Annotated in this window: 18 protein-coding genes; 6 read left to right on the top strand and 12 right to left on the bottom strand. The window is 44.4% G+C overall.

What is annotated here, in order from left to right; translation table 11 throughout:
- Nucleotides 1-112 precede the first annotated feature (112 nt).
- Nucleotides 113-2,713: an aminopeptidase N gene (pepN, locus tag IP510_RS07870; RefSeq protein ID WP_227669621.1), complete on the bottom strand. Its 2,601-nt coding sequence runs from the start codon at nt 2,711-2,713 to the stop codon at nt 113-115.
- Nucleotides 2,714-3,100: 387 nt separating this feature from the next.
- On the opposite strand from pepN, the gene IP510_RS07865 reads away from it, so the two are divergent.
- From IP510_RS07865 to IP510_RS07855, 3 genes are all read left to right on the top strand, one after another.
- A complete protein-coding gene (locus IP510_RS07865; protein ID WP_194364237.1) occupies nt 3,101-3,703 on the top strand; it encodes a DUF6231 family protein in 603 nt (200 codons plus the stop codon).
- 151 nt (nt 3,704-3,854) lie between these two features.
- Nucleotides 3,855-4,373 (top strand): peptidoglycan-associated lipoprotein Pal, encoded by a 519-nt coding sequence (pal, locus tag IP510_RS07860; protein ID WP_194364236.1) that lies wholly within the window; start codon nt 3,855-3,857, stop codon nt 4,371-4,373.
- A 186-nt stretch (nt 4,374-4,559) separates the two neighbouring features.
- On the top strand, nt 4,560-5,402 hold the full coding sequence (locus IP510_RS07855) for a 4'-phosphopantetheinyl transferase superfamily protein (RefSeq protein ID WP_194364235.1): 843 nt from the start codon (nt 4,560-4,562) through the stop codon (nt 5,400-5,402).
- A gap of 123 nt (nt 5,403-5,525) precedes the next feature.
- Here IP510_RS07855 and IP510_RS07850 read toward each other — a convergent pair whose 3' ends face one another.
- The gene (locus tag IP510_RS07850; protein ID WP_194364234.1) at nt 5,526-6,440 is read right to left on the bottom strand and encodes a hypothetical protein; all 915 of its coding nucleotides are present in this window, start codon (nt 6,438-6,440) and stop codon (nt 5,526-5,528) included.
- A 604-nt stretch (nt 6,441-7,044) separates the two neighbouring features.
- Here IP510_RS07850 and IP510_RS07845 point away from each other — a divergent pair.
- Nucleotides 7,045-7,803 (top strand): IclR family transcriptional regulator, encoded by a 759-nt coding sequence (locus tag IP510_RS07845; RefSeq protein WP_194364233.1) that lies wholly within the window; start codon nt 7,045-7,047, stop codon nt 7,801-7,803.
- Nucleotides 7,804-7,959: 156 nt separating this feature from the next.
- On the opposite strand, the gene mmsB is transcribed toward IP510_RS07845, so the two are convergent.
- The 8 genes from mmsB to IP510_RS07805 all read right to left on the bottom strand — a co-directional run bounded on the left by mmsB (nt 7,960) and on the right by IP510_RS07805 (nt 19,760).
- On the bottom strand, nt 7,960-8,904 hold the full coding sequence (gene mmsB, locus IP510_RS07840; RefSeq protein ID WP_194364232.1) for a 3-hydroxyisobutyrate dehydrogenase: 945 nt from the start codon (nt 8,902-8,904) through the stop codon (nt 7,960-7,962).
- 107 nt (nt 8,905-9,011) lie between these two features.
- Nucleotides 9,012-10,277 carry an enoyl-CoA hydratase/isomerase family protein gene (locus IP510_RS07835; protein WP_194364231.1) on the bottom strand — a complete coding sequence of 422 codons (1,266 nt, stop codon included), beginning with the start codon at nt 10,275-10,277 and terminating at the stop codon, nt 9,012-9,014.
- A gap of 55 nt (nt 10,278-10,332) precedes the next feature.
- A complete protein-coding gene (locus IP510_RS07830; RefSeq protein WP_194364230.1) occupies nt 10,333-11,115 on the bottom strand; it encodes an enoyl-CoA hydratase in 783 nt (260 codons plus the stop codon).
- A 32-nt stretch (nt 11,116-11,147) separates the two neighbouring features.
- On the bottom strand, nt 11,148-12,308 hold the full coding sequence (locus IP510_RS07825) for an acyl-CoA dehydrogenase family protein (RefSeq protein ID WP_194364229.1): 1,161 nt from the start codon (nt 12,306-12,308) through the stop codon (nt 11,148-11,150).
- Between the two features lie 225 nt (nt 12,309-12,533).
- Nucleotides 12,534-14,018 carry a CoA-acylating methylmalonate-semialdehyde dehydrogenase gene (locus IP510_RS07820; RefSeq protein ID WP_194364228.1) on the bottom strand — a complete coding sequence of 495 codons (1,485 nt, stop codon included), beginning with the start codon at nt 14,016-14,018 and terminating at the stop codon, nt 12,534-12,536.
- A gap of 348 nt (nt 14,019-14,366) precedes the next feature.
- Nucleotides 14,367-16,388, bottom strand: coding sequence for a propionate--CoA ligase (locus IP510_RS07815; RefSeq protein WP_194364227.1), 2,022 nt, complete (start codon nt 16,386-16,388; stop codon nt 14,367-14,369).
- Between the two features lie 321 nt (nt 16,389-16,709).
- Nucleotides 16,710-18,380, bottom strand: a complete 1,671-nt coding sequence (locus IP510_RS07810) for a fatty acid--CoA ligase (protein WP_194364226.1) — start codon at nt 18,378-18,380, stop codon at nt 16,710-16,712.
- 216 nt (nt 18,381-18,596) lie between these two features.
- A complete protein-coding gene (locus IP510_RS07805) occupies nt 18,597-19,760 on the bottom strand; it encodes an MFS transporter (protein WP_320154191.1) in 1,164 nt (387 codons plus the stop codon).
- A gap of 655 nt (nt 19,761-20,415) precedes the next feature.
- On the opposite strand from IP510_RS07805, the gene IP510_RS07800 reads away from it, so the two are divergent.
- Complete coding sequence (locus IP510_RS07800) at nt 20,416-21,162, top strand: hypothetical protein (RefSeq protein WP_194364225.1); 747 nt, start codon at nt 20,416-20,418, stop codon at nt 21,160-21,162.
- A gap of 98 nt (nt 21,163-21,260) precedes the next feature.
- Complete coding sequence (locus IP510_RS07795) at nt 21,261-22,007, top strand: hypothetical protein (RefSeq protein WP_194364224.1); 747 nt, start codon at nt 21,261-21,263, stop codon at nt 22,005-22,007.
- A 150-nt stretch (nt 22,008-22,157) separates the two neighbouring features.
- On the opposite strand, the gene IP510_RS07790 is transcribed toward IP510_RS07795, so the two are convergent.
- Complete coding sequence (locus IP510_RS07790) at nt 22,158-22,673, bottom strand: Rrf2 family transcriptional regulator (protein ID WP_194364223.1); 516 nt, start codon at nt 22,671-22,673, stop codon at nt 22,158-22,160.
- A 99-nt stretch (nt 22,674-22,772) separates the two neighbouring features.
- Nucleotides 22,773-24,020 (bottom strand): NnrS family protein, encoded by a 1,248-nt coding sequence (locus IP510_RS07785; protein ID WP_194364222.1) that lies wholly within the window; start codon nt 24,018-24,020, stop codon nt 22,773-22,775.
- Between the last annotated feature and the right edge of the window lie 33 nt (nt 24,021-24,053).

The following is a 24,053-nucleotide window of genomic DNA, read 5'->3' as shown; positions in this document are numbered from 1 at the left end:
GCGTTTTAGAACTTTGCATTTTAGAACACAGTCATATCAGCAAATAACAAAAAGCCCGTTTGGCACTAGTTATAAAGTGCCAAACGGGCTTTTTTTGTTCGTGTCTCTTTAATTAACTATCTGCAGCACCTAATACGCTGTCTAAGCTTTCAATGACATGTTTAGACGTCACGTTCTGCTGTAAATCTATCAGCTGATCCTGTGCTATTTGACGGTGCGGCTCCGCCAAGGTATTCCAGCGTGCCAGCACTTGAACCAGACGCGAGGCTAATACTGGATTGGCATCATCCAGTTTTTTGATCACATCGGTATATATTTTTAGACCCTCTGCTGTCCATAATACCGTTGGCTGTGAGCTAAAGGCGCTGATCACTGAACGGACACGGTTTGGTGTATTCCAGTCAAAATCTGCATGCTTAAGCAATGATGTTACTTTATCAGGGGTTACATCGTCAGCGGCAGCTTGTACGCTGAACCACAAGTCAATCACCAAATCATTGGCTTGAAACCGCTCATAGAAGTCCGCCAAGTAGTCGTCAGCTAGATCCAGTTGATGGTTGACCATTGCTTTTAGTGCGCCAAAACGTTCTGTCATACAGCTGGCATTGTCATATTGCTGCTGCGCCCAATCGGCTGCTCCATCCACATCGGCAGTCAATGCCATATCAAGCACGACATTACGCAAAGCACGAGTCCCGCGAGCCTCAGCACTGTCTTTATAAGACTGCATTGGCAGAGTCGCATATAAGGCGGCTAACTGATCTTTTAGGGTATCAGCTACTTGCTTATATAAGCTATTGCGTTGGTTTTTGACCAATGCGGGATCATAGTCTTTGTGAATGGCAGAAGCCAGCTCTTGCGCGGAAGGAATATCAAGCAACCTTGCGGCCAGCATCGCATCATCAGCCGCCAAGACGGGCAATGTCTGTGCCAATGCTTCTAAGTATACATCAGGGCTGCTTTTCGCACCTTGACCTTGCAGCAAAATACGATTCACCAGCATCTGAGTCACTTGCCAGCGATTGAAGCCATTGGTCTCATGCTTGAGCAAAAATGCCAAATCTGCGTCTTGATAATCGTAGTTGAGCTGCACTGGCGCACTAAAGTCTCGCAGTAAAGACACCACAGGCTCACTTTCGACATTCTCAAAGACAAAGCTCTGGGCAGCTTGATCGAGCAGTAGCATACGCTCAGCGACGATATCGCCAGACTCTTTATCAAACAGTGCAGTCGCCACCGGTATCGGCAACGGTTTTGGCGCGTCAAAACCACTAACATGGCGAGTCTGCTGACTTAAGCTGATAGTCAGTGTTTTTGCAGCGCTGTCATGGTTTTGATGACCCGAAACCACTGGTGTACCAGGCTGACGATACCAATCAATGAAATCCTCGATTTTGTCATCAGTGATACTGAGTGCTGATAGAAAATCCTCAACCGTCACTGCTTGTCCATCGTAGCGGCGGAAATACTCATCCGTGCCCTTACGGAAGTCATCTGGCCCTAAGGTATTGGCAATCATCCGCACAATTTCAGCGCCTTTCTCATAGACGGTGGTCGTATAAAAGTTATTAATCTCAACAAAGCTCTCTGGGCGTACTGGATGTGCCAGTGGGCCTGCATCCTCGGCAAACTGATGGGCACGTAACGTTGCTACATCATCAATACGCTGTACCGCACTCGATTGCTGATCCGCTGAGAATGATTGGTCGCGGTAGACGGTAAAGCCTTCTTTTAGGCACAGCTGAAACCAATCACGGCAGGTGATGCGATTGCCTGTCCAGTTATGAAAATACTCATGAGCGATGATGGCTTTGACGCTAAAGCTACGCGCATCGGTGGTCGTCTCAGGACTAGACAACACGCAGGCTGTATTGAAGATATTGAGGCCTTTATTTTCCATCGCACCCATGTTGAACTGACTGACCGCAACGATCATATAACGATCTAAGTCATAGGCTCGGCCATAATTGACCTCATCCCATCTCATGGCGTCTTTTAGCGCTTGCATGCCAACATCACATTTATCGATATCAGCAGATTTTGCATATATTTCAAGCAAAACCTCTCGACCTTCACTGGTTGTGTAAGTATCCGTCAACACATCCAAATCAGCGACGACACAGGCAAACAGATAGCTTGGCTTATTGGTTGGATCATGCCAAATCGCGTAGTGACGATCTGGTGCATCGGCCACCTCACCTGCTTCAACTAAGTTCCCATTGGCCAATAGCGTTGGGTAACGCTTGTCTGCTTCGAGTCGAGTGGTAAATATCGCGAGTACATCAGGGCGATCAGGATAAAACGTAATCTTGCGAAAACCTTCTGGCTCACACTGCGTCACAAACATCGTATCAGCGCCACTACCTGCCATATATAGACCCTCAAGCGCGGTATTGGTCTGCGGACAAATACGTACCTGAATATCCAAGGTAACTTTATCAGGGGCATCATGAATCGTCAGCTTACCCGCTTCTTGGCTGTAATGCTCAGCTGCTAGTTTGTCACCATTCATGGTAATAGACAGTAGCTCTAAATCTTCGCCGAACAGGACAACATCACTCGCTGTCTGACGCGTCATTTCAAGCGTACTATTAACCTGCGCATGATCATCAAACAGCTTAATGTCTAAGTGGACAATATCAACATCAAAACTGGGCTTTTGATAGTCTTTCAGATTAATTTTGCTTGGCGAATGTGGCGGTACATCAGGCATGTCAGGATTGATAATTTGAGCATCCGTTTCAGCAGTAGACATAAGGTTTCCTATTATTATTGGTGATATGGTTGATAGCGTCAACACTACTTTAAGACGGATACCTATCAAAGGGTCAAACACGCTTTAGCGCATGTTCTAAGATATCGACTCTATATTGAGCTGACAATCATGATTGTGATATTAGTAAGCGAATTGTTATAACTAAATTGACCTAAATCGCCAAATTTCAAGTGTGCCGATGCAGATAATTGCGTTTATAATCTACGTGGTATTTAGACATTGCACCATGGCACTGCTGTTTACCCTTTATCGTAGATTGACTATCTCATCGAACATGATTTAATAGTCATACCAATGCTTCCTATTGAACCGACGGCCTATTCTATGACAACACCTACGACCAAACACTCAAAGATTACTTTACCGCTATTGATAGAGTATGTCGATGCACTGCTGCCTTCACTAGATATCCAAGTGCCGCAGACCGCAGAGTCAACCAATGATACCACTGAAGTGCTATGGGTGGCGCAGGACAAAGCAGCATTATCAGCACTACAAATACAGTTAAAACACAAGATGGCCTCGGCAGATGCTGCGACAGCTGAAACATGGGATATCTCAATACTGTCAGCACTTATCAAGCAACCCTCACTCAAGCGTTATGAGCTGGTTTGTTTTTGGCTACCCGCTCTATCACAAGAGCAAATACAGCAATATGTGCCACTACTCATGCGCTATCGTGATCTGTATGCAGCGCATCTACTCGTCGCACTGGACGATTCTATCAACTTACAACCTTATGGCTTTACGCCATTTGATATCCTAAGTGAGCCCTCTTTAAATATAGAGGCTATGGCCGCGATTACCTCATCGACCACATCCGCGACGCTCTGGCAGTTTAATCTATATGATTATAAGCAATTGCCAAACTGGCTCAATGCTGATTACTGGGCCAATCCTGAAAACTGGGGCAAGAGCCGTTGGTGATTTGCAGTATATCTATATGTAAATTCTAAGATAATTTACAGTAAAACTAATTACATAAAGTAACATCTAGTATATTATAGACAGCAATTGCCTAATTTTTATCGTGAGCAGTTTAAAAAAACAAATGTAATTAAAATTTTAGGAGCTCGTCATGTCAATCAGTTTTTCTAAGATCGCTGTTCTTGCTGTATTATCAAGTGCTGTGGCTATCACCACAGGTTGTGCTACCAAGCGCGCCACTTCTGAAGTCGTTGTCGCGCCACTAGGTATCCCAGGTGGACAAGCTGGCTATAATGGTGCTGTAATGGTTGGCAATTCAAACGCTGTCATCACTGGTGCTGAGAACATACAAGCAGTGGTTTACTTTGCTTTTGATAGCAGCGAAATCACTACACAAGCAGCGAGCGTCCTTAACCAGCACGTAAGTTTGCTAAACTCAAACCCATCAGCTGGTGTCGTTGTCGCAGGCCATACCGATGAGCGCGGTAGCCGAGAGTACAACATGGCCCTAGGCGAGCGCCGTGCACAAGCAGCACGTGACTATCTGGCAGCTCAGGGTGTCGCTGCCAACAACATCCGTGTCATTAGCTACGGTGAAGAACGTCCTGCTGCCGCTGGCAATGCTGAAGATGCTTACGCACAGAACCGCCGTGCTGAATTGTCTTACTAAGGTATCCTTCTAAGACACGCATTAAATGCAAAAAAGCCCAGTAATAGTAAATTACTGGGCTTTTCTGTATTATTTGTTCAGATAAGGAACGTGTTTCTTATATCAATATACTTCAATTATGACCTAGCTATTGGCTTAATGCTAACAAAGCCCTACTCCTAAAACCTATAATAAACAGAACCAACAATGCCAACGATACCGTTAACTCATATCCAGCATACCCAGCTCAACCCGACGACATGGTGTATGACCGCACGCGTTAGTGCTGCATCTTTTGCTATAGACAGTATAGATATATGGAATCATCTATCATGGGCATACTTCTTTAATACGGTATCTATAGACACCATCAGGCTTGATAATGTTGACTGGCATTTTCATAGACAGCAAACACGCCCATCAGCACGCCGTATTGCCCATACTCAGCGTCAACAGCAGCGCCAAGGGGTGCGACAATTATTACAAATGCTGCTACATAAGCTAGAGATTGATGACACTTTGGATGAATCGAGCTTTCCTTATCGATTGACTAACAGCAGATATTACGTTTGTTTCAGCCATACAGCTGCCAGTCATAAAAACAATACTGATGAATCATTAGATGAAAAAATCAGCAAAGTTTCCTACAATCAAGTAGCAGTGGTTATCAGCCATCATCGCCCTGCTGGGATCGATGTGGAGACCAGTAATATTGCGTGGCATGTAGTGACCCGCTTCTATTCAAACAATGAAATTGCCCTTTTACAAGCGATGCCAACGAGTCAGCGAGATATGACGGCCAAATTTCTTTGGCAGATAAAAGAAAGCTTTATCAAAATACATCAATATACCTTGGCTCAAGGTTTAGGTAAGGATTATGCCTATCTTATTCCTAGCCTATCGAGCACTAACTTGCCTGCGCTTGATGTATTTAGATCCAATAACCACCAGCATGCTATAGAGCACCTCTATACAATAGATAGTACAGAGCATCAAACCCCTTACCGGATTTCCGTATTATTATCCCAGCAAACCGTCATTGTATTTTAAGTTGGCCTTTTATATTGCTGTAGAACCTTATCGTCATATTTTAGACATAAAAAAACGACCCGTTTAGGGTCGTTTTTTTATGCTTACTTTTCTTCTAACAACAGTACTTAAACTGTGATTAGATTAGAAACGGTAAGTTGCACCAACTTTAACGATTGGGAACCATTCTAGGTAATCTTTATCTTCAAGCTCTTGCTCTGCAGCTTTAGCAACGTCTTTACCTGTAACAACAGTAGTAGAAGTATTATCACTGTTTCCAGATACAGCTGTAACTACACCATCTGGGTTGCTTGAGGTAACAGTAGCGTCTGTTTTACCCATGTAAGCGGCACCAATTTCACCAAATACACCGAAGTTATTGGTGATGTTAGGGCGGAAACCGATAGTTCCGTAAGGTGCTAGCTTGTTACGATGCTCGATCGTACCTGATAACGTACCAGTCTCTGAAGCGTTATAATCAACATCATTGATTCTGAAGTTCGGACCTTCTGAGTTAGCACGTACATCGATATCGTTATCAGGAACAATGATACCAGCACCTACTGTGAACCAGTTAGCCATAGGACGTACTTGTACGCCTAGGTACGGGTTGCTGAAGTCTGAATCTACATCATAGTTGATGTCGTTTGCATCAAAGTCACCGCCGAAAAGGTCAGCAACATCGCCACCTGCCCAACCAGCTTGCAATTCAGTTTTGTCATTGATTGACCAACCGATGTTAGCACCATAACCTAAAGTACCCGCTTCAGCGCTAACAGATGCTGGGTTAATAGCTGTTTGGAACAAAGTCTTAGTACCACCAAAGATAGCACCAGTAGTGTTACGAACTGCACCTGTCGTTTTACCGATGATGCCAGTGTTAGTTTCTTCTGCTTCATAAGCAACTGCAACTGGTTCAGCTTGATAAGCTACCGCAACTGGCTCAGCTTCGTATACAACTGCGTCATTGTTATCAACAACGATAACTGGCTCAGCTGCTAATGCAGCAGTTGATGCCAAAACTGCAGCAGAGATTGCTGTTAATTTAATAAATTTCATAGTTACGCTCCTAAAGTGTGAAATAAAACCCGCCCGTAAAAAATGATAATTCTGCTTTTTTTAGACCATCATTTTGTTGAGCGAATTAAAACAATTTTGGCATCAAAAGTCACCCCTAGTGATGCTCTTTTTATTTGCCATTATGTAAAGATTGCATAGATACTGTAATAATTGCTACACCAATCTGCAAAACTCTGTGTTTGAGTTACACAACGCTCTCAAAGTAACCGAACAGTGTAAACATGAATATCGAGCTGCTTAACGTTCATGTAAGGGTATTACAAAATATGTCTGTATAGTGACCAAAATTACGATGAGACTCAATGACACTTATATAGCTTATTACTACAGAGTGTTGCATTCTGTGAATGGGTGTATCTAATGTTACTTTTGCGAAAAATCAGGGGTTATTGGTTAAATCAGATAAATGTGCTCATAAAGGCATACTAAGCCTTGTCTCAGCTGCATATTGTGCTAAATTAGAGATAACTGAAAGATAACAACGAACTCGTCATAAGGCTTCAGGTTTATGACTGTTTGTCTTATTTATGAACACTATGAACACATTGTAATGTGCCTTTCTTACTACTACTGAGCCATGTATATGCCTAAAGTATCGTCGATTACCCGTGTGCTGGAGATTATAGAAGCCGTATCTTATGCCGCAAAACCACTCTCTCCCCTTGAGCTATCACAAGAGCTGGATATCCCAAAACCGACCATCCATAGACTGATTCAAAATTTGGTCGATGATGGGTTTTTAACCGTTGATATTGGTGGCGGCATTATTCCTGGTAAGCGAGTACGTAACCTAAGCGTTGAGCTCTGGCAACAGCGTCTGTTTTTTAATGAGCGACAGATGATTTTGCAAAAACTCGTTGATGAGCTCAAAGAAACTTGTGGTATCGGTATTCCTTATCATATGAATATGATCTACACCAACCGAGCACAGACGACGTTACCGCTACAAATATATCTTCCTGTAGGTGCAAAATCTCCGATGTGGTGTACCGCGACAGGTAAGCTTTATTTGAGCCAATTGTCTAAGAGCAGCCGTATGAAAATACTGCAGGGTTTGCCATTAGATAAGTTCACCAAAAACACCATCACTGATATCGATGCATTGAATATCGAGCTGGATCATATCGCTGCCACTGGCGTCGGTATCGATAATGAAGAATTTATATCTGAGATGGTGGCAGTCGCTGTACCTATCTTGGATAAAAAGCAACGCTATCTGGCCTCACTCTACTTACATGCGCCCACCATACGCGTCTCATTAGATGATTTGCTGACGCACGTACCAAGACTGCAAGAAGCAGCACAAGATGTTCAGAGTCTCGTATATGACCTACAAAGCTAATGTCTTAATAGACAAGTCACAAAAAAGGTCTGCGCTCTAATGAGAACGCAGACCTTTTTGTTATTATCTAATTTTATGTTTATAGAACATTTTTAAAATAGAGAATGTTTAGATAACACTTGTCACTAGCAACTTTATATGAATTTGACGATAGCACTAAGACAATAACGAGACATCATGACGTCCTATGATACTAGAGAAGTCTTTATCACCATTCTCTATCGTATGTGATGCATATAGCTCCGTCGCTTTTGCCCCCATCGGTGTATCCACCTGCGTATCTTGAGCCGTTTGCATTGCTAAATTCAAATCTTTTTGCATCAGCTTACTCATAAATCCGCCTTGGTAGCCATTGCTAGATGGCACATTTTCCATGACTTTTGGATAAGGGTTATAAACTTCTAATGTCCAGTTACGCCCTGAGCTCTGTAGCATGATATCTGATAGCACTTTGGGATCTAGACCGTTCTTGACTCCTAGATTAATCGCCTCTGCCGTGCCTGCCATCAGAATACCTAATAGCATGTTGTTACAGATTTTTGCCACTTGTCCTGCGCCGTGCTCTCCAGCATGAAAGATGTTTTTCCCCATGACAGCGAGAATAGGCTCAGCCTTGGCAAAAGCTTCAACGCTACCGCCAACAATAAAAGTCAAACTACCCGCAATTGCTCCGCCTGTACCACCAGAAACTGGTGCATCCAAAAAGTCGATCCCTGCTTTACTTGCCGCCTCTGCCACTGTCCTTGCATCAGCCGCCGCAATCGTACTACTATCAATCACAAGCGTTCCTTTTGGCAGTTCTGCTAGCAGACCATTAGATCCGCTATCACCCAAGTACACCGAATGCACGTGCTGACCTGCAGGCAACATACTAATCACAACTTGAGCATTACTTGCAGCATCTTTAGGACTTTTTGCGACGCTGGCCCCTGCTTGTGCTAAGCGCTGGGTTGCAACCTCAGACAGATCAAAGACAGATAGCGTGTAACCTGCCTTTAATAAGTTCTCTGCCATTGGTGCACCCATATTACCAAGCCCAATGAAGGCGATATTTGGTTTAGAGTTATTATTATCCATCGTACTTGTATCCTTTGTACCCATCTCATCACTCCTTGATGATTTATGATGTAGCTATTGCTACATACTATTTAACAGTATTTATTAGTAAATCTTGCTTATGTTCTACTTTATAAACTGCTTTTAAACAGCTAGCGGACATACTGACTACCCAAGGCGTCATTACTTAACCAATCGTCTAAAGGGTGCTCACCTGTCGCATAAGGATTGACAAAGTGTTTATCGATATACGCCTGCCCTTCTATACTGAGACAGTCTACTAATGAGCGTGACCATTTAGGACTTCTATCTTTATCGATTAATAGTGCCCGCACGCCTTCTCTGAAGTCAGGATTGGCTGCACAATGTACTGCGACATTAGTCTCTAAATACAGCACTTGCTCGATCGATAGGTCAGCGACTTTATAATAGAGCGCATAGGTCAATGCTGCCGTCACTGGGCAGCCATGGCGATAAGTGGCGACTGCGCGCTGCGTCCAGCTGTCTTCTGCAAAGTCTTGGTTTAGCTGTGCGAGCGCAGTATCGCTTTGTAGCAGCGCATCGATATCAGCCAGACCACCACTATTCATCAGTTGCTGAATAGGTTGCCAATATGTTGCAAGCTTACTATCTGGCAGTTCGGCTACTGGCAACTCAGCAAGCGCACGGCTGACAATACTATGCGCACTATTGTCATGGCATTTATTTGAACTGCTCGTGTTATCGACTGCCTGCCAGTCGCTCTGTCTGAGGCGCTGCATGACGGTATCATAATCCTGACTGGCAACGGCATACTCTGCCAGATTGGCCAATAGCGCATCGCTGCCATTACACATCGCGCCAGTTAGACCTAGAAACAAACCCGTCTTAGCAGGCATGCGCTGCAAAAACCAGCTGCCAGAAGCATCGGGAAACAGTCCAATGGTGACCTCAGGCATGGCAAAACGTGTGCGCTCAGTGACCAGACGATGACTACATCCTGCCATCAGCCCCATACCGCCACCCATGATGATGCCATCGCCCCAAAGTATTAATGGTTTCGGATAAAAGTGCATTTGACGATAGAGACGATACTCATGACTGAAAAACTCAGTAGCATAAGGGTTTGGCATTGGTGCACTGGTAGACATACTGTCATAGAGCTTACGAATATCGCCGCCTGCACAGAACGCTTTATCCCCTGCGCCTTTTAATACCATTGCCACCACTTGATCATTGGCTTGCCACTGCTCTAGCTGCGCTGAGAGCAATTGGCACATATCGACGCTAAGCGCATTGAGCGATTTGGGTGTGTTAAGTGTCATAACCCCAATCAAGTGTCCGCAATCCGTCGGTTCAGTATTGAACAATACAGACGCTTCTTGGGCTGCATTATGTACTGATGCTTGGGGGTTGGTATCGTTTGTCGCTGCTGTCATAAAAGTGACCTACAAAATTAAATAATAAAGATGGCTAAAGTGTTTTTATCGCGGCTTATTTATTTTGCCAACTGGGTTTACGCTTATCTAAAAAGGCTTGTACCCCTTCGCGCTGATCCATCGTGTCAAACAATTTCACGAAAGCTTCACGCTCATGTATGAGATTTTGTGCAGGCGGGGTGTGTCTAGCCGCTTGGATAAGCTTTTTAGAATAACTGACGGCAACGGGTGATTGCTTAGCGACTTTCTCTGCTAAGGCCTGAGCGATTTGCAACCCTTCACCTTTTGACGCGACCTCTTCAACCAGACCGATACGCAATGCCGTATCTGCATTAACACGCTCACCGCACAGTATCATGCGCTTAGCCCAACCCTCTCCTACTAACATAGCTAGGTTCTGTGTGCCGCCAGCACATGGCAGTAACCCAACGCCTGTCTCTGGCAATGCCATCTGTGCGTGATCTTCTGCGATACGGATATCACATGCAAGCGCACATTCTAATCCGCCGCCCATCGCGTAGCCATTGATAACTGCAATACTGACACCACGATAGGCAGACAATGCTTCAAACGCCTCACCAAATGCAATTGCCATGCTTATTGCGCGACCTTTGTCACCGTCTGAGAAGTTGTTTAAATCTGCACCGGCTGAAAAGAATTTTTCGCCATCTCCATGCACGATTAACGCATAGATATCGTCATTGGCATTGAGATCTGTGATGAGCTGCTTAAGCGCATGCAAACTGTCCATCGTCCACGTATGCGCAGGCGGGTTGTTCAACGTCAATGTTGCGGTATGGCCATCAATTGATAGCTTTAGATTGGTATAATCTGTCATAAAACATCCTTGTTTCAGTAAATCAAGATAAATTAGCGCAGTTGACTTAACCCTTCATCCTGTAAAACTTGACGTGAAATAATCACTCGCATGATCTCATTAGTGCCTTCCAAGATTTGATGGACACGTAAGTCTCGTACGTGGCGCTCAAGTGGATACTCATTTAAATAACCATAGCCGCCGTGCAACTGTAGGGCTTCATTAGCAACATCGAAACAAAGATCCGTAGATAGACGTTTTGCCATTGCGCAATAGGTAGACGCTTGTCCATCATTATTGTCGACTTTGTCAGCTGCTAGATACAGCATTTGGCGCGCGGCAATAGTCTGAGTCAGCATATCAGCAAGTTTAAACTGTACTGACTGTAAGCTAGCAATTGGGCTACCAAACTGACTACGCTCTTGTACGTAACTGGTTGCCGTCTCTAATGCAGATTGTGCCGTTCCTACCGCACAAATACCGATATTAATACGACCACCATCTAACCCTTTCATAGCGATACGAAAGCCTTGGCCTTCCTCACCTATCAAGTTTTCTACTGGTACTTTTACATCTTTAAAACTAATTGTCCGTGTTGGCTGTGCTTTCCAGCCCATTTTATGCTCGTTTTTACCATATTCGATGCCAGCACTATTGGCATCTACCACAAAAGCGGATACGCCTTTTGGCCCTGCCGCGCCAGTACGCGCCATGACCACCAATACATCGGTTGAGCCTGCGCCTGAAATAAAGGTTTTTTCACCATTCAGCACATAATAATCGCCTTGCTTATCCGCCTTGGTGCGTAATGATGCGGCATCTGATCCTGCATTCGGTTCTGTGAGACAGTAACTGCCCAGCCACTCACCGCTAACCATATTAGACAAATACTTTTTACATAAGGTATCGCTACCATACTCACCAATCATCCATGCCGCCATATTATGAATGCTCATATAAGCGGCCACAGCCGTATCGCCCCATGCCAGCTCTTCAAATACCATTGCTGAGTCGAGTCTTGGTAAGCCTAAGCCGTCATATTCTGGATTGGCATACAGCCCTAAAAATCCAAGCTCACCAGATTTTTTGATCACATCTACTGGGAAGTGCGAGTTGCGATCCCATTCAGCAGCGTTTGGCTTGAGCTCTTTTTGCGCAAACTGACGGGCCGTTTGGCGAAAGGCGACTTGGTCATCGGTCAATGAAAAATCCATCGGGTCATCCTTGTTCTTTTAGATCAAATAGAGGGTCTTGTCTTTCAGAGAAGCTTTAATACAAGCGCTCATAAGAGTATTGGTAAGTAATTTTATGAGACAAGAGTGCCATATAATAGCGGCATAACGATAATAAAGTGCGTTTAGTGGTACCGCAACTCATCTTAACGTTATGCCGTCAGCGTAAGCACAACGCATCATACCGAAAATACAGTGAGCTGACGATTAAATTGAAATCGTCGTATTAACACCGCGGCTCGCTTCATCATCAAACCAACGTGCCGTCACAGTCTTTGTCTGAGTATAGAACTGCACCGCTTGCTTGCCATAAGGACCTAGGTCACCAAGTTTACTGCCACGTGACCCTGAGAATGAGAACATAGGTAGTGGCACAGGGATTGGCAAGTTAATACCAATTTGACCGACTTGAATGTCTTGCTGGAACTTATGTGCGGCTGCGCCTGACTGGGTAAATATCGCGGTGCCATTGCCATGTGGGTTGGCGTTCAGTAGTGCAATCGCTTCATCTAAGCTCGCAGCACGCATGATACACAGTACTGGGCCAAAGATTTCTTGTTGGTAGATTTGCATGTCGCTTGTGACGTTATCAAAGATAGTTGGGCCAACGAAGTTACCTTTCTCGAACCCTTCGACGGTAATGCCGCGACCATCTAAAATCAAGCTCGCACCCTCTTCTACCCCAGTCCCAATCAAGTGCTCGACACGGGCTTTTGCCACAGGCGAAATCAATGGGCCCAAATCCTTGTCATTTTTGCCAGCTGAGACCACTAAGCTTTCTGCTTTGGCTTTAATCTCATCAATCCACTCACCTGCTGCGCCTACTAGTACGACGACCGACAGCGCCATACAGCGTTGACCAGCTGCACCAAATGCTGCGCCTGCTAGCTGATTTAGCGTTTGCTCTTTATTGGCATCTGGTAGGATAACGCCATGGTTTTTCGCGCCCATCATACACTGTGCACGCTTACCTGATTGGCTGGCACGCTCATAGACGTGTTTGCCTACATGAGTAGAGCCCACAAAAGAGACGGCTTTGATATCTGGATGGTCACAGATAGCATCGACGGTTGCTTTGCCACCATGTACGACGTTTAGCACGCCTTCTGGTACGCCCGCTTCAATCGCTAGCTCTACCAGACGCATAGTCACCATCGGATCCTGTTCAGACGGTTTTAGGATAAATGTATTACCCGTAGCAATCGCCATTGGGAACATCCACAAAGGAATCATCGCTGGGAAGTTAAAGGGTGTGATACCAGCGCAAACGCCGAGTGGCTGCCAAATGCTATAAGTATCGACACCTGACGCAACGTTTTCTACAAAGTCGCCGATTTGCAGATTGGCGATACCAGCGGCGTGTTCGACCACTTCTAGACCACGGAACACATCACCGCGCGCATCAGCAATCGTCTTGCCTTGCTCTGCGGTCAAGATTTCTGCCAGCTCATCCATATGATCACGAATCAGAGACTGATACTTTAAAAAGATACGCGCACGCGTGGTGATTGGCGTTTTGCGCCATGTCTCAAACGCAGTCTGTGCAGCTGCGACTGCTTGGTTAATCTCATCATTGGTAGTTTGCGGAACTTTAGCAATGACTTCTTGCGTCGCAGGATCGGTGATATCAATCCATTCGTCGGTGTTTGACTGTACGAACTGACCATTGATGAGCTGTTGAACGTGGTGCATAAGATATCCTTATCTTTTTTGCAAGACTACCGTGTGACGGCACCTAGATATTTATTGGAAAAATAAAAGCGATGAGTGTTTGTCTATAAAACATTGTTAAAAACTGAATTTTAAAATGATTTATTTTGTATCGTTATTGACTATAACAATAAATCATTTTTACGGTCAAGCGCTTTATCAAACTTTTATATAAACGTATTTTTATAAACCATATTCTGGTTGACTCATAAAACCAAAAAAGCCCATGATTACTCATGGGCTTTTATAAAATAAATCTATTTGTTATGTGAAATAACGATCATTGCTGACTTATAGATGATTGGCTTATAGATCGATACATTGTGCCAATCAATAGTCCTTCATTGCTTGCTTGATCGCATCGATGGCCGAGGGATTATCAAGCGTTGACATGTCTCCTGCTGGCTGGTCTTCCGCTAGCGCACGAATTGAGCGACGTAGGATTTTACCCGAGCGTGTCTTTGGCAGTGCCTGAGGGAAATAAATAGCAGCAGGTCGGGCAATGCCGCCCAAAGATTTGACAACAGCGCCGATGACTTGCTGCTCAATACGGAAGCGGTTTTCGGTAGTTTCAATTTTTGTCTGATCCTTTAGGACGCAGAATGCAATAGGCAACTCACCTTTTAGCTCGTCTTGAATCCCTACCACAGCACACTCTGCCATCTCTGGATGCATACTGATGGCCTCTTCAATCTCTTGCGTGCCTATTCGATGACCTGCGACGTTTATCACGTCATCCGTACGCCCTAAGATATAAAAATAACCCTCTTCATCGGTCACCGCATAGTCTGAAGTTGAGTACTGCTGACCATCAAACAAACCAAAATAACTGCTGACAAAACGCTCGTCATTACGCCACACTGTGGTGAGACAACCAGGCGGCAGTGGTGCTTTGATCGCAAGTAACCCTTTTTCACCCGCCTTGCAAAGTTCACCCGTCTCTTCATTGATGACATGTGCCTCATAGCCATACATGGGATAACCAGGCGATCCTTGCTTGTGCGGTTTATGATTGAATTTTGGCGTATGACTGAGGATGGGCCAGCCAGATTCAGTTTGCCAATAGTGATCCAAAATTGGCACGCCTAGATGCTGAGTCAGCCAACTGGCCGTTGACTCATCTAACGGCTCACCTGCCAAAAAGAACGACTTAACGCTAGAGACATCGTAGCGCGTCATCCAGCTCTCATCTTGCTTTTTAAGCATACGCACACCTGTCGGGGCCGTAAACAAGATATTGACTTTATTGGCCTCAACAATACGCCACCAGATACCTGGGTTTGGTGAGTGCGGTAATCCTTCATACATAACACTGGTCATGCCAGCCAGTAATGGCGCATAAATGGTGTAAGAGTGGCCAACTGCCCAGCCAATATCTGATATTGCCCAAAACGTCTCGCCCGCTTTGCCGTCATAGACATAGTCTATCGATGTCGTCAGGGCCACCGCATGGCCACCGGTATCACGTTGCACCCCTTTTGGTGTGCCAGTCGTACCAGAGGTGTACAGTAAATAAGAGGGAGTATTGGACTCAAGCCAAACGGGCTCTACTATCGCCTGTGCCTCACAGCTGAGTCGGCGTTCAGTGGCATAATCAACATCGATTGCTTGTGCCTCAAACGGTAAGATACCGCGATTGATGACCAATACGTGATCAGGTTTTATGGTGGCTTGCTCAACACCTTGGTTGACTAAGCTTTTATAATTGACGACTTTACCGCCGCGTAATCCTGCATCCACTGTGATGACCATTTTTGCCTCGGCATCATCCATACGAATGGCCAAGTTGTGGGCAGCAAATCCACCAAAGACAACAGAATGTACCGCACCGATACGCGCACACGCCAGCATCGCATATGCCGCTTCTAAAATCATCGGCATATAGATAACCACACGATCACCGGTTTGGATGCCATGACGTTGTAGTACATCCGCAAAATAATTCACTTCTTTATATAGGTCATTATAAGTCAGACGACGCTTGGCATAGTCTGTATAAAACTCGACGTTATTGCCCAAGTCTGTAAATGCATTTGTGACGCCTGGAAAAGTCTCTATCAGCTCTTGGTTGATCTCTGATGACACCCACACAAACGCATCTTGCTCTGCACGGTCTGCCAAATGACGATCGACGCAGTTGTAGCAAAGATTGGTTTCACCGCCAACAAACCACTGCGTAAAGGGCAAGTTACTGTCATCAAGGATTTTTTCAGGGGCTTTATGCCAATAGATGCGTTTTGCTTGCTCAGCCCAAAACTGCTCTCGGTCAGTAATCGACGCATGATAGATATCAGCAAATGTGGGTGTATCTGTCGTTTGGGTAGAAACTGGGGATTTGGAATGGTCGCTCATAGTAGCTGTCCTTAGCATAAACGAGAAATGGGGCAATGTTATTTTATAATCGAGATATTTATAAGCTGGTGAGGTATTGGCCTCGCTTTATACGTTATCCGTGTGCGATTACCACTACTAACTCTACACTGATTTTATGGTAGTAGACAGTGCCTTTATAAATACTGGTCATCCTTGCCAGAAGTCAAAAAACCGATACATAACGTATCGGTTTAAAATGTAGCAGAGCCAACGGTAAAGGTCAACTCTTAAGCGAGCAATGCGCTATGAGATGCCCATTTTTAAGTAAAAATCCTGTGATCATCAATAATACGAACTGTTTTATATTTCAGTCTGATCAGCATAGATTTTACGCATGGCTTTTTTGTCATGCTTGCCAACGGAAGTTTTTGGCAACTCATCTACGAACTTAAACTGACTTGGCACGCCATATTTAGGAATAATGCCTCGCTCTACTGCTTTCTCTGCCAGTGCTTTGATATCGTCAGCACTGGTGTCCTTAGCATCAGGCTTTAGCACTACCAATGCGAGTGGACGTTCGCCCCACTGCTTATCACGTACCCCAATCACGGATACGTCGGCTACGGATGGATGCAATGACAAGATGGTCTCAATCTCGAGCGACGATATCCATTCACCGCCCGATTTAATCACGTCTTTTAGGCGATCCGTGATTTTGATATAGCCATCAGGACGTATATAAGCAATATCTTGGGTATGCATATAGCCGTTTTCCCACAGCTCCTTGCCAGCATCGTCGTTTTTGAGATAGCTTTGGGTCAACCAAGGTGCTCGTAGTACCAGCTCACCTGTATTGTCTGGTCCTGTACCTACGGATTTGTTGCCCTCGCCCCATACTTGAGCATCGACCATCAATACTGGTTGACCCGTCATGCAGCGACGTTCAATATCCTCTTCTTCCGTCATTTCTGGCTCATCTAAGCTAAAGTGGGTCAAACTGATGAGCGGTGCAGTCTCTGACATGCCATAACCTGTATAGACTTCGATACCTTGTGCCATTGCCGTTTTAGCTAGACCTTCCGTCAATCGTGAGCCACCAATGATCATCTTTAGCCCATTGAAACTGGCGTCACGATCTTTGGCTTCTTTGAGCACCATTTGCAAAATCGTTGGTACACAGTGGGTGATACTGACCTTTTCATTGATGATCAAATCCATCAACGTATCGGGCGCATAACGTCCTGGATAGACTTGCTTTAGACCGACCATCGTCGCCGTAAATGGAAAACCCCATGCATGTACATGGAACATTGGCGTCATCGGCATATAGACATCGCCATAGCTGACGCCCTGCTTATCAGGCAGCATACCTAGGGTCGCCGCCTCTGCTAAAGTGTGTAATACCAACTGGCGGTGACTAAAGAACACGCCTTTTGGATCCCCTGTCGTACCTGACGTATAAAAAGTCGTAGCGATGGTATTTTCATCAAAATCTGGGAAATCAAAATCACTACCAGCTGACTCTAGTAAGGCTTCATACTCGCCTGTGACACGGCTTTGATTACTACCAAAGATACCTTCAGCAGTGACACCGTTGTCATCAAGCCAGATAATATGTTCAATGCTTGAGTTTTCAAACTGATAGTCTTTGACCAGTGGCGCAAACTCAGAATTGAGCATCAGCACTTTGGGCTTAGCATGGTTGATGGTATAGAGGATTTTTTCTGGTGATAGTCGGATATTGACGGTTTGTAAAACGTACTCTGACATTGGTACGGCAAAGTACGACTCAAGGTAGCGATGACTGTCCCAATCCATCACTGCCACCACATCACCTGCATCAAGATTCAGACTTGCCAATACATTGGCCAAGCGATTGATACGCTCAAACAAATCTTTATAAGTCAGACGTTTTTTGTCCGCATAAACAATCTCTTGGTCTTGCGATACTGTTTTGGCACGGCTCAATAATTGCTTTACAAGTAATGGATAATCATAGGCCGAAGGGGCACTGTGGTAAATATTTGACATAGATCTGACGTCCTTGTTGGTCGTGCTTATAAGTTATAAATAGTCATGATAAGTAGCAGTGAAAAATACCGATGCAAAATCAAACCATCTCATTATTTTACTTTTTATAGTAATAACATCGTTATTGATAGTAAGAAAAAATCAGTGCCATGTAAAGCCGCCTTACATTAAGTAGCACAAGTTAGTCACTAGAAAAACTATACGCAAGTTTAACGATCAAGCAGCACGTAATTTTGTTTTAACCATACCAAAACTGGCAACGAGCAATGCCAATATCTGCACAAATAAAAGCAGCCATACCGTCAGCGACCATTGCCCTTTTGCATAGGCAATACCGCACAGCCATGCTCCTAGCGTCCCACCTGTGTAATATCCCAGATAATATAACCCCGATGCCAGTGAGCGTCCTTTTTTGACATTAACAGCGATATAACTGATGGTCGCCGCTTGAGTCACAAACACACCGGAGGACATGATGGCCAGCCCTACCACCACGCCCCACAATGGCGTCACGAGTGTTATTAACACCCCTATCATAGAGATAAAAATAGCCACTCGCACTGTACGCGCCGATCCAAATCGACGTAACAAAGTGGTCGATAGTGGCGTAATGACAACGCCTATTAAGTAGACGGCAAAAATATTGGCCAGCGCGCCAGTGCTCAGCTCATAAGGCGTATTGGCCAGATGTAGATTGATAAAGGTAAAACAGCCTACCAGTGAAAACAACACACAAGCACCAAGCAGACAGGCCGTCACGACGTAACGATTGATCAAGTGCTCACCAAGCGTCTGTATCGCAGCGCGAAAGTCCGGATTGGCAGAAAACTGCCGCGATGCGGGTAGCATTTTCCAAACCCATATTGCACCGATAAGGGTCATGACTGCCATCACATAATACCCTGCACGCCAGCCAACGACCTCATGTAAATGCCCAAGCAAAAACCGACCAAGGAAACCACCGAGGACGCAGCCCGACACATAGAACGACATCAGATCGGTCACCGCTCGCCCTTCAAACTCCTCACCGATATAAGCAATCGTCACGACCGTAATACCAGGTACCGACAAACCCTGCATAAAACGCCATAATCCTAGCCAGCCAATACTCGGACTCTGAGCGATTAAAGCCGTGGGTATCGCCAAAAACAATAATGCCCCAACGATAAAAGGTTTGCGCCCTACTGCATCAGAGAGCATACCCAAAAATGGTGACATAATAGCAATCGCCATTATCGTCGCCCCAACGATCATACCAGCTTGGACTTCGGTCGCTGAAAAGTCCATCATCAAAACAGGCAAGACGGCTTGGATAGAATACACCTGCAAAAAAGCAAACATGCCTATCAGCCCAATCGTGAGCTTTAAGATCCATGAGATCGACTGGTGAGGAGTGTGTGATGGTTTTGATACCAGATTTTGAGTTTGAGCGGTAGAATGATTCACAGGGGATCTGACTATATTGGTTATGCCAGGACGGTAAGAGGTCACTGGCGTGGATGATAGAGATATATAACGTCAAATCACGCTACATTTGTAAAATAAAAACACCGTTATCGACTGATAAATGCGCAGCATAATGACAAAAAATCATGTTAGCACATCGACTGAAATACTCAGGTGTCAATGTGTTATTAATGATGGACAAAAGGCACTAGCTGCACAAGAACATTTGACAGAACTATAGACACTTTTTTACTCATACGTTTAATGCCGATGCTATGTTCAGGATACATAGCTTTTTATGAGTAGACGCATGGCCATCATTGCCCATAGTGACATTTGAATAACAACTCTTTTTTATTTTTACACATCTACATTGCTTCTATCTTTTTTCTTACAGACATTACTGCCATAAAAATCAATAATCATATAGTCAATCCTCTATAAATTGGATTCGGTGTCAGGCTCGCTTAGTCTACTATTTGTAGTACTTTCACTCGCCTTCCTTGTATCCAAATCATATTGAACTGACTATAGAGTGCTACAAACAAGTAAAACGATTGAATAAATGAACAATTAAGGAGTAATGTTGATGACTGATGAAATTTATGATCTAGGGGCAGGGTTTTGGAGTATTCGAGGCTCATTTATAAAGAACGGCATACTTGATATCGGTGTCCAATGTGCCCTCATAAAACTACCATCAGGACGATTTATATTCTTAGATAGCTATACGTTAAAAAATGACGTTCGTCAGCAAGTAATGGCACTGACCAATGATGGTCGAGATGTCGAAGCCGTGCTCAACGTTCATCCGTTCCATACGGTATACTGTGCTCAAATGGCGAAAGACTTCCCGCAAGCGACATTTTATGGCAGTAGCCGACATCCAGAACAAGTACCTGAAGTCAATTGGGCAGAGGATTTGGTAGAAAGCGATGCCGTTGCTGCGCGCTACCCTGAACTTAAATTCTCCTTGCCTCAAGGCATCCATTACATCTCACCTGATGAAACGGTTCATGCCAGCTCGCTTCTGGCCTACCACCCTGCTAGCCAAAGCATTTATGTCGATGATACTTTTGAGATACCACCTTCCAAGCGATTCAATGCCGTACAGCCTAACCTAGGCTTACATCCAACCACCAAAAAAGCGCTCAAAGATGACGCTAATGCTAGTAAAGAGTATTGTGATTGGGCAATAGAGCTGGCACATGAGTGGCGCAGTGGCCGTCATTTTTGCGGCGCACATTCAGGCTTAGTGGTGTTTGAGGAAGGTCAATTTGAGGCAACACTCTTGTCAGTCATTGATAGCGCTCGTAATGAGCTTGAGTCTAAGTGATTTTAGACGTTACTATATTAAGAGCGAAAGTTAAAGATTAGCAACAGAAAAGCATGGTTATTTTTTTAACTCAATATATAAAATAAGGAAAACTATAAATGTCAGATAAAATTCATGATTTAGGGGCAGGGTTTTGGAACATACGCGGCTCATTTCGTATTGGCGGCGTGTTGAACATTGGTACCCAGTGCTCGCTGATCAAGCTATCTTCGGGAAAATTTATCTTTTTGGACAGTTACACTTTAACAGATGAGGTTCGAGACAAAGTCATGGCGCTGACCAATAATGGTCAGGATGTTGAAGCCGTGCTCAATGTTCATCCCTTCCATACGGTACACTGTGCCCAAATGGCAAAGGACTTTCCGCAAGCAACATTCTATGGCAGCAGTCGTCATCATAAAAAAATACCAGAAATCGATTGGGCAGATGACTTGGTAGAAAGTGACGCAGTCGCTGCACGCTATCCTGAGCTCAAGTTCTCAATGTCAGAGGGCATTTACTATATCTCGCCCAATGAGATGATTCATGCAGGCTCTCTATTGGCCTATCACCCTGCCAGCCAAAGCTTGCACGTAGATGATACTTTTATGAGTCCACCAATTAAGTTATTAGAAGCGGTATTGCCTGAGCTAATACTGCATCCTACGACCAAAAAAGCACTGAAAAACGAACCAAACGCTGGCGCGCAATACTGCGACTGGGCGATTAATTTGGCTCATGAATGGCGTGACGTACGCAATTTCTGTGCTGCGCATTCTTACCTCGTTCAGTTCAAAGAAGGCGAGTTTGAAAAGGCCTTATTAAAAGCCATTAAGAAAGCTCGTCCAAAGTTAGAAACCGCTTAGTTTTTAGCGTATTCTGACAACTATCTTTGCTAAACATAAAAACGGGTCGCTATTACTGTGTTTACTAATGTAGCGACCCATTTTTGTGAGCTGATCATAGTGATCGTAAAATTATTATCGCAGCCACTATCGACACTATTATCGAAGCTGTTACCGAAACAGCAAAGTAGCCAACTCATCTTCATTATTAAGAATATCTGCTAATGTATAACGCTCAAGCACAGTAATAAATGCGGTGAGCGCTTCAAAGAACACGCTTTTTAGCTGACAGGCTGGACTAATCACGCAGCCTAGTGATTTATTCTTTTTTTCCTCAATGAATGTCACTGGCAAATCCGCCTGATGAGCATCCTGCTCACTATCATTGCGGGTCACTGGTACTGCGAAGCACTCTACCAGATTAAAATCAGGCTCTATCTGTTTGATCAATACGCCCAAATTAATATCTTTAGGTGCACGTGCCAATCGTATGCCACCGTTTTTGCCACGTACACTTTCTATATAACCAAGCTGACCCAGCTGATGAATAATTTTGGTCAAATGACTTTTGGAAATACCATAGCTGTCAGCAATATCGCTAATATTAGCCAATAGTGATGGATCTGGTCGCACGGCTAAATAAATCAATGAGCGTAGCGCGTAGTCACTATAGTTGGTCAGTCGCATGTACTTGCGCTCCTATTTTTATAAAATTTATATATTAAGCTCGACAAAGTAAGTCGCATTTTTGGTAATTGCATTTGAAAACAGTATCGTTAGCCCGCTTTAACCAAATAAACCATCTGGCCGAGGACGTGCCAGCATGGGCAGATAACTGATGCAAAATAGCATAAAACAAGCAATCCAAGCACTTTGCGCCATCATAATCCACATTAGGTAATGATTCATATCTACTAGCGGTAATAGTACGCGGCTAATAAATACTAAGACCATCAAACCGTACATAACGCTTACCGTTTTTGGCGGTTGATGAATACTGCGACCCGTATGTCCCAGAGATACTCTAGTCATCATTGCTAACGTCATCATACCAACACCAGCAATCGCCATTCCATGCATAGCGATGCTATCCGGATAACCGAGCCAAGGCTGTAGTGCATACAATAAGAAACTCAAACACATACCTAAAAACGCAATATACAACGACCAAAGTAATGGTTTTTGCCAAATACCGTGATGATACCACCCTATCAGACGAACGATATTAATCACTGCCACGCCAAGTGCGATCACCGTCAGCAAATACTTATTTGGATAAAATACATCACTAATAAAAAAGGCGAAGAAAAACACTAAGCTTGCGATATCTTGTGTCTTACTATTATGTAGTTTAATGGGTTCTGATGTTCCCATATCTATACTGAGACCACGTTCAATAAAAAACGGCACTACGCGTCGGCCAATCGTTAGCACTAGCCCAATGATCAAGTAGAACCCAAAATAAATGCCTATCTTGGTTGTGTTCATATCAGCATTGATAATGCCCCAATAGCAGAGTCCGTTGCCAAAGGTCAGCAGTGCCAGTTTTGCCAAGATACCCATTTGCTTGTATTGCTTAACTTGCCATACTGCTCGACATATCACATATGCCATCGAGGCGACAAATACCATATCGAAAACGGCTGCTATATATAGCCACGATATACTATCACCTATGAGCGTTATGCCAAGCCCAAAACCCAACCAGCTCAGACGAGCCAGCAACCAACAGACAAAGATACCTAGCAGTTTATAACCATGCGGCATCATCACCCCTGTCCATGTTTTGACCGCGGTTAGCAAAAACCCGGCTACCACTGCTAGGGCATAACCATACACCATTTCATGGCCGTGCCAGTATAACGGGTTCAAAACCTGTGCATCGATATCCGTGTGACCAGTGAACACAAACGCCCATAGCAGCATCGTTACTACGGCAAATAGCGCAGCAGCACTAAAAAATATGCGAAAGCTTAAATTAAGGATAGGATTCGGAGAGCTTGGTCGTTTGCTAGGTAACTTGATAGATTGCATAGCCATCTTCTTAGAGGAGTATAGATGGCTTTA

This window comes from Psychrobacter sp. NG254 (assembly GCF_015277735.1).
Classification (GTDB): Bacteria; Pseudomonadota; Gammaproteobacteria; order Pseudomonadales; family Moraxellaceae; genus Psychrobacter.
The sequence above is the reverse complement of the archived record's forward strand: the minus strand, read 5'-3'. Positions and strand labels throughout refer to the sequence as shown.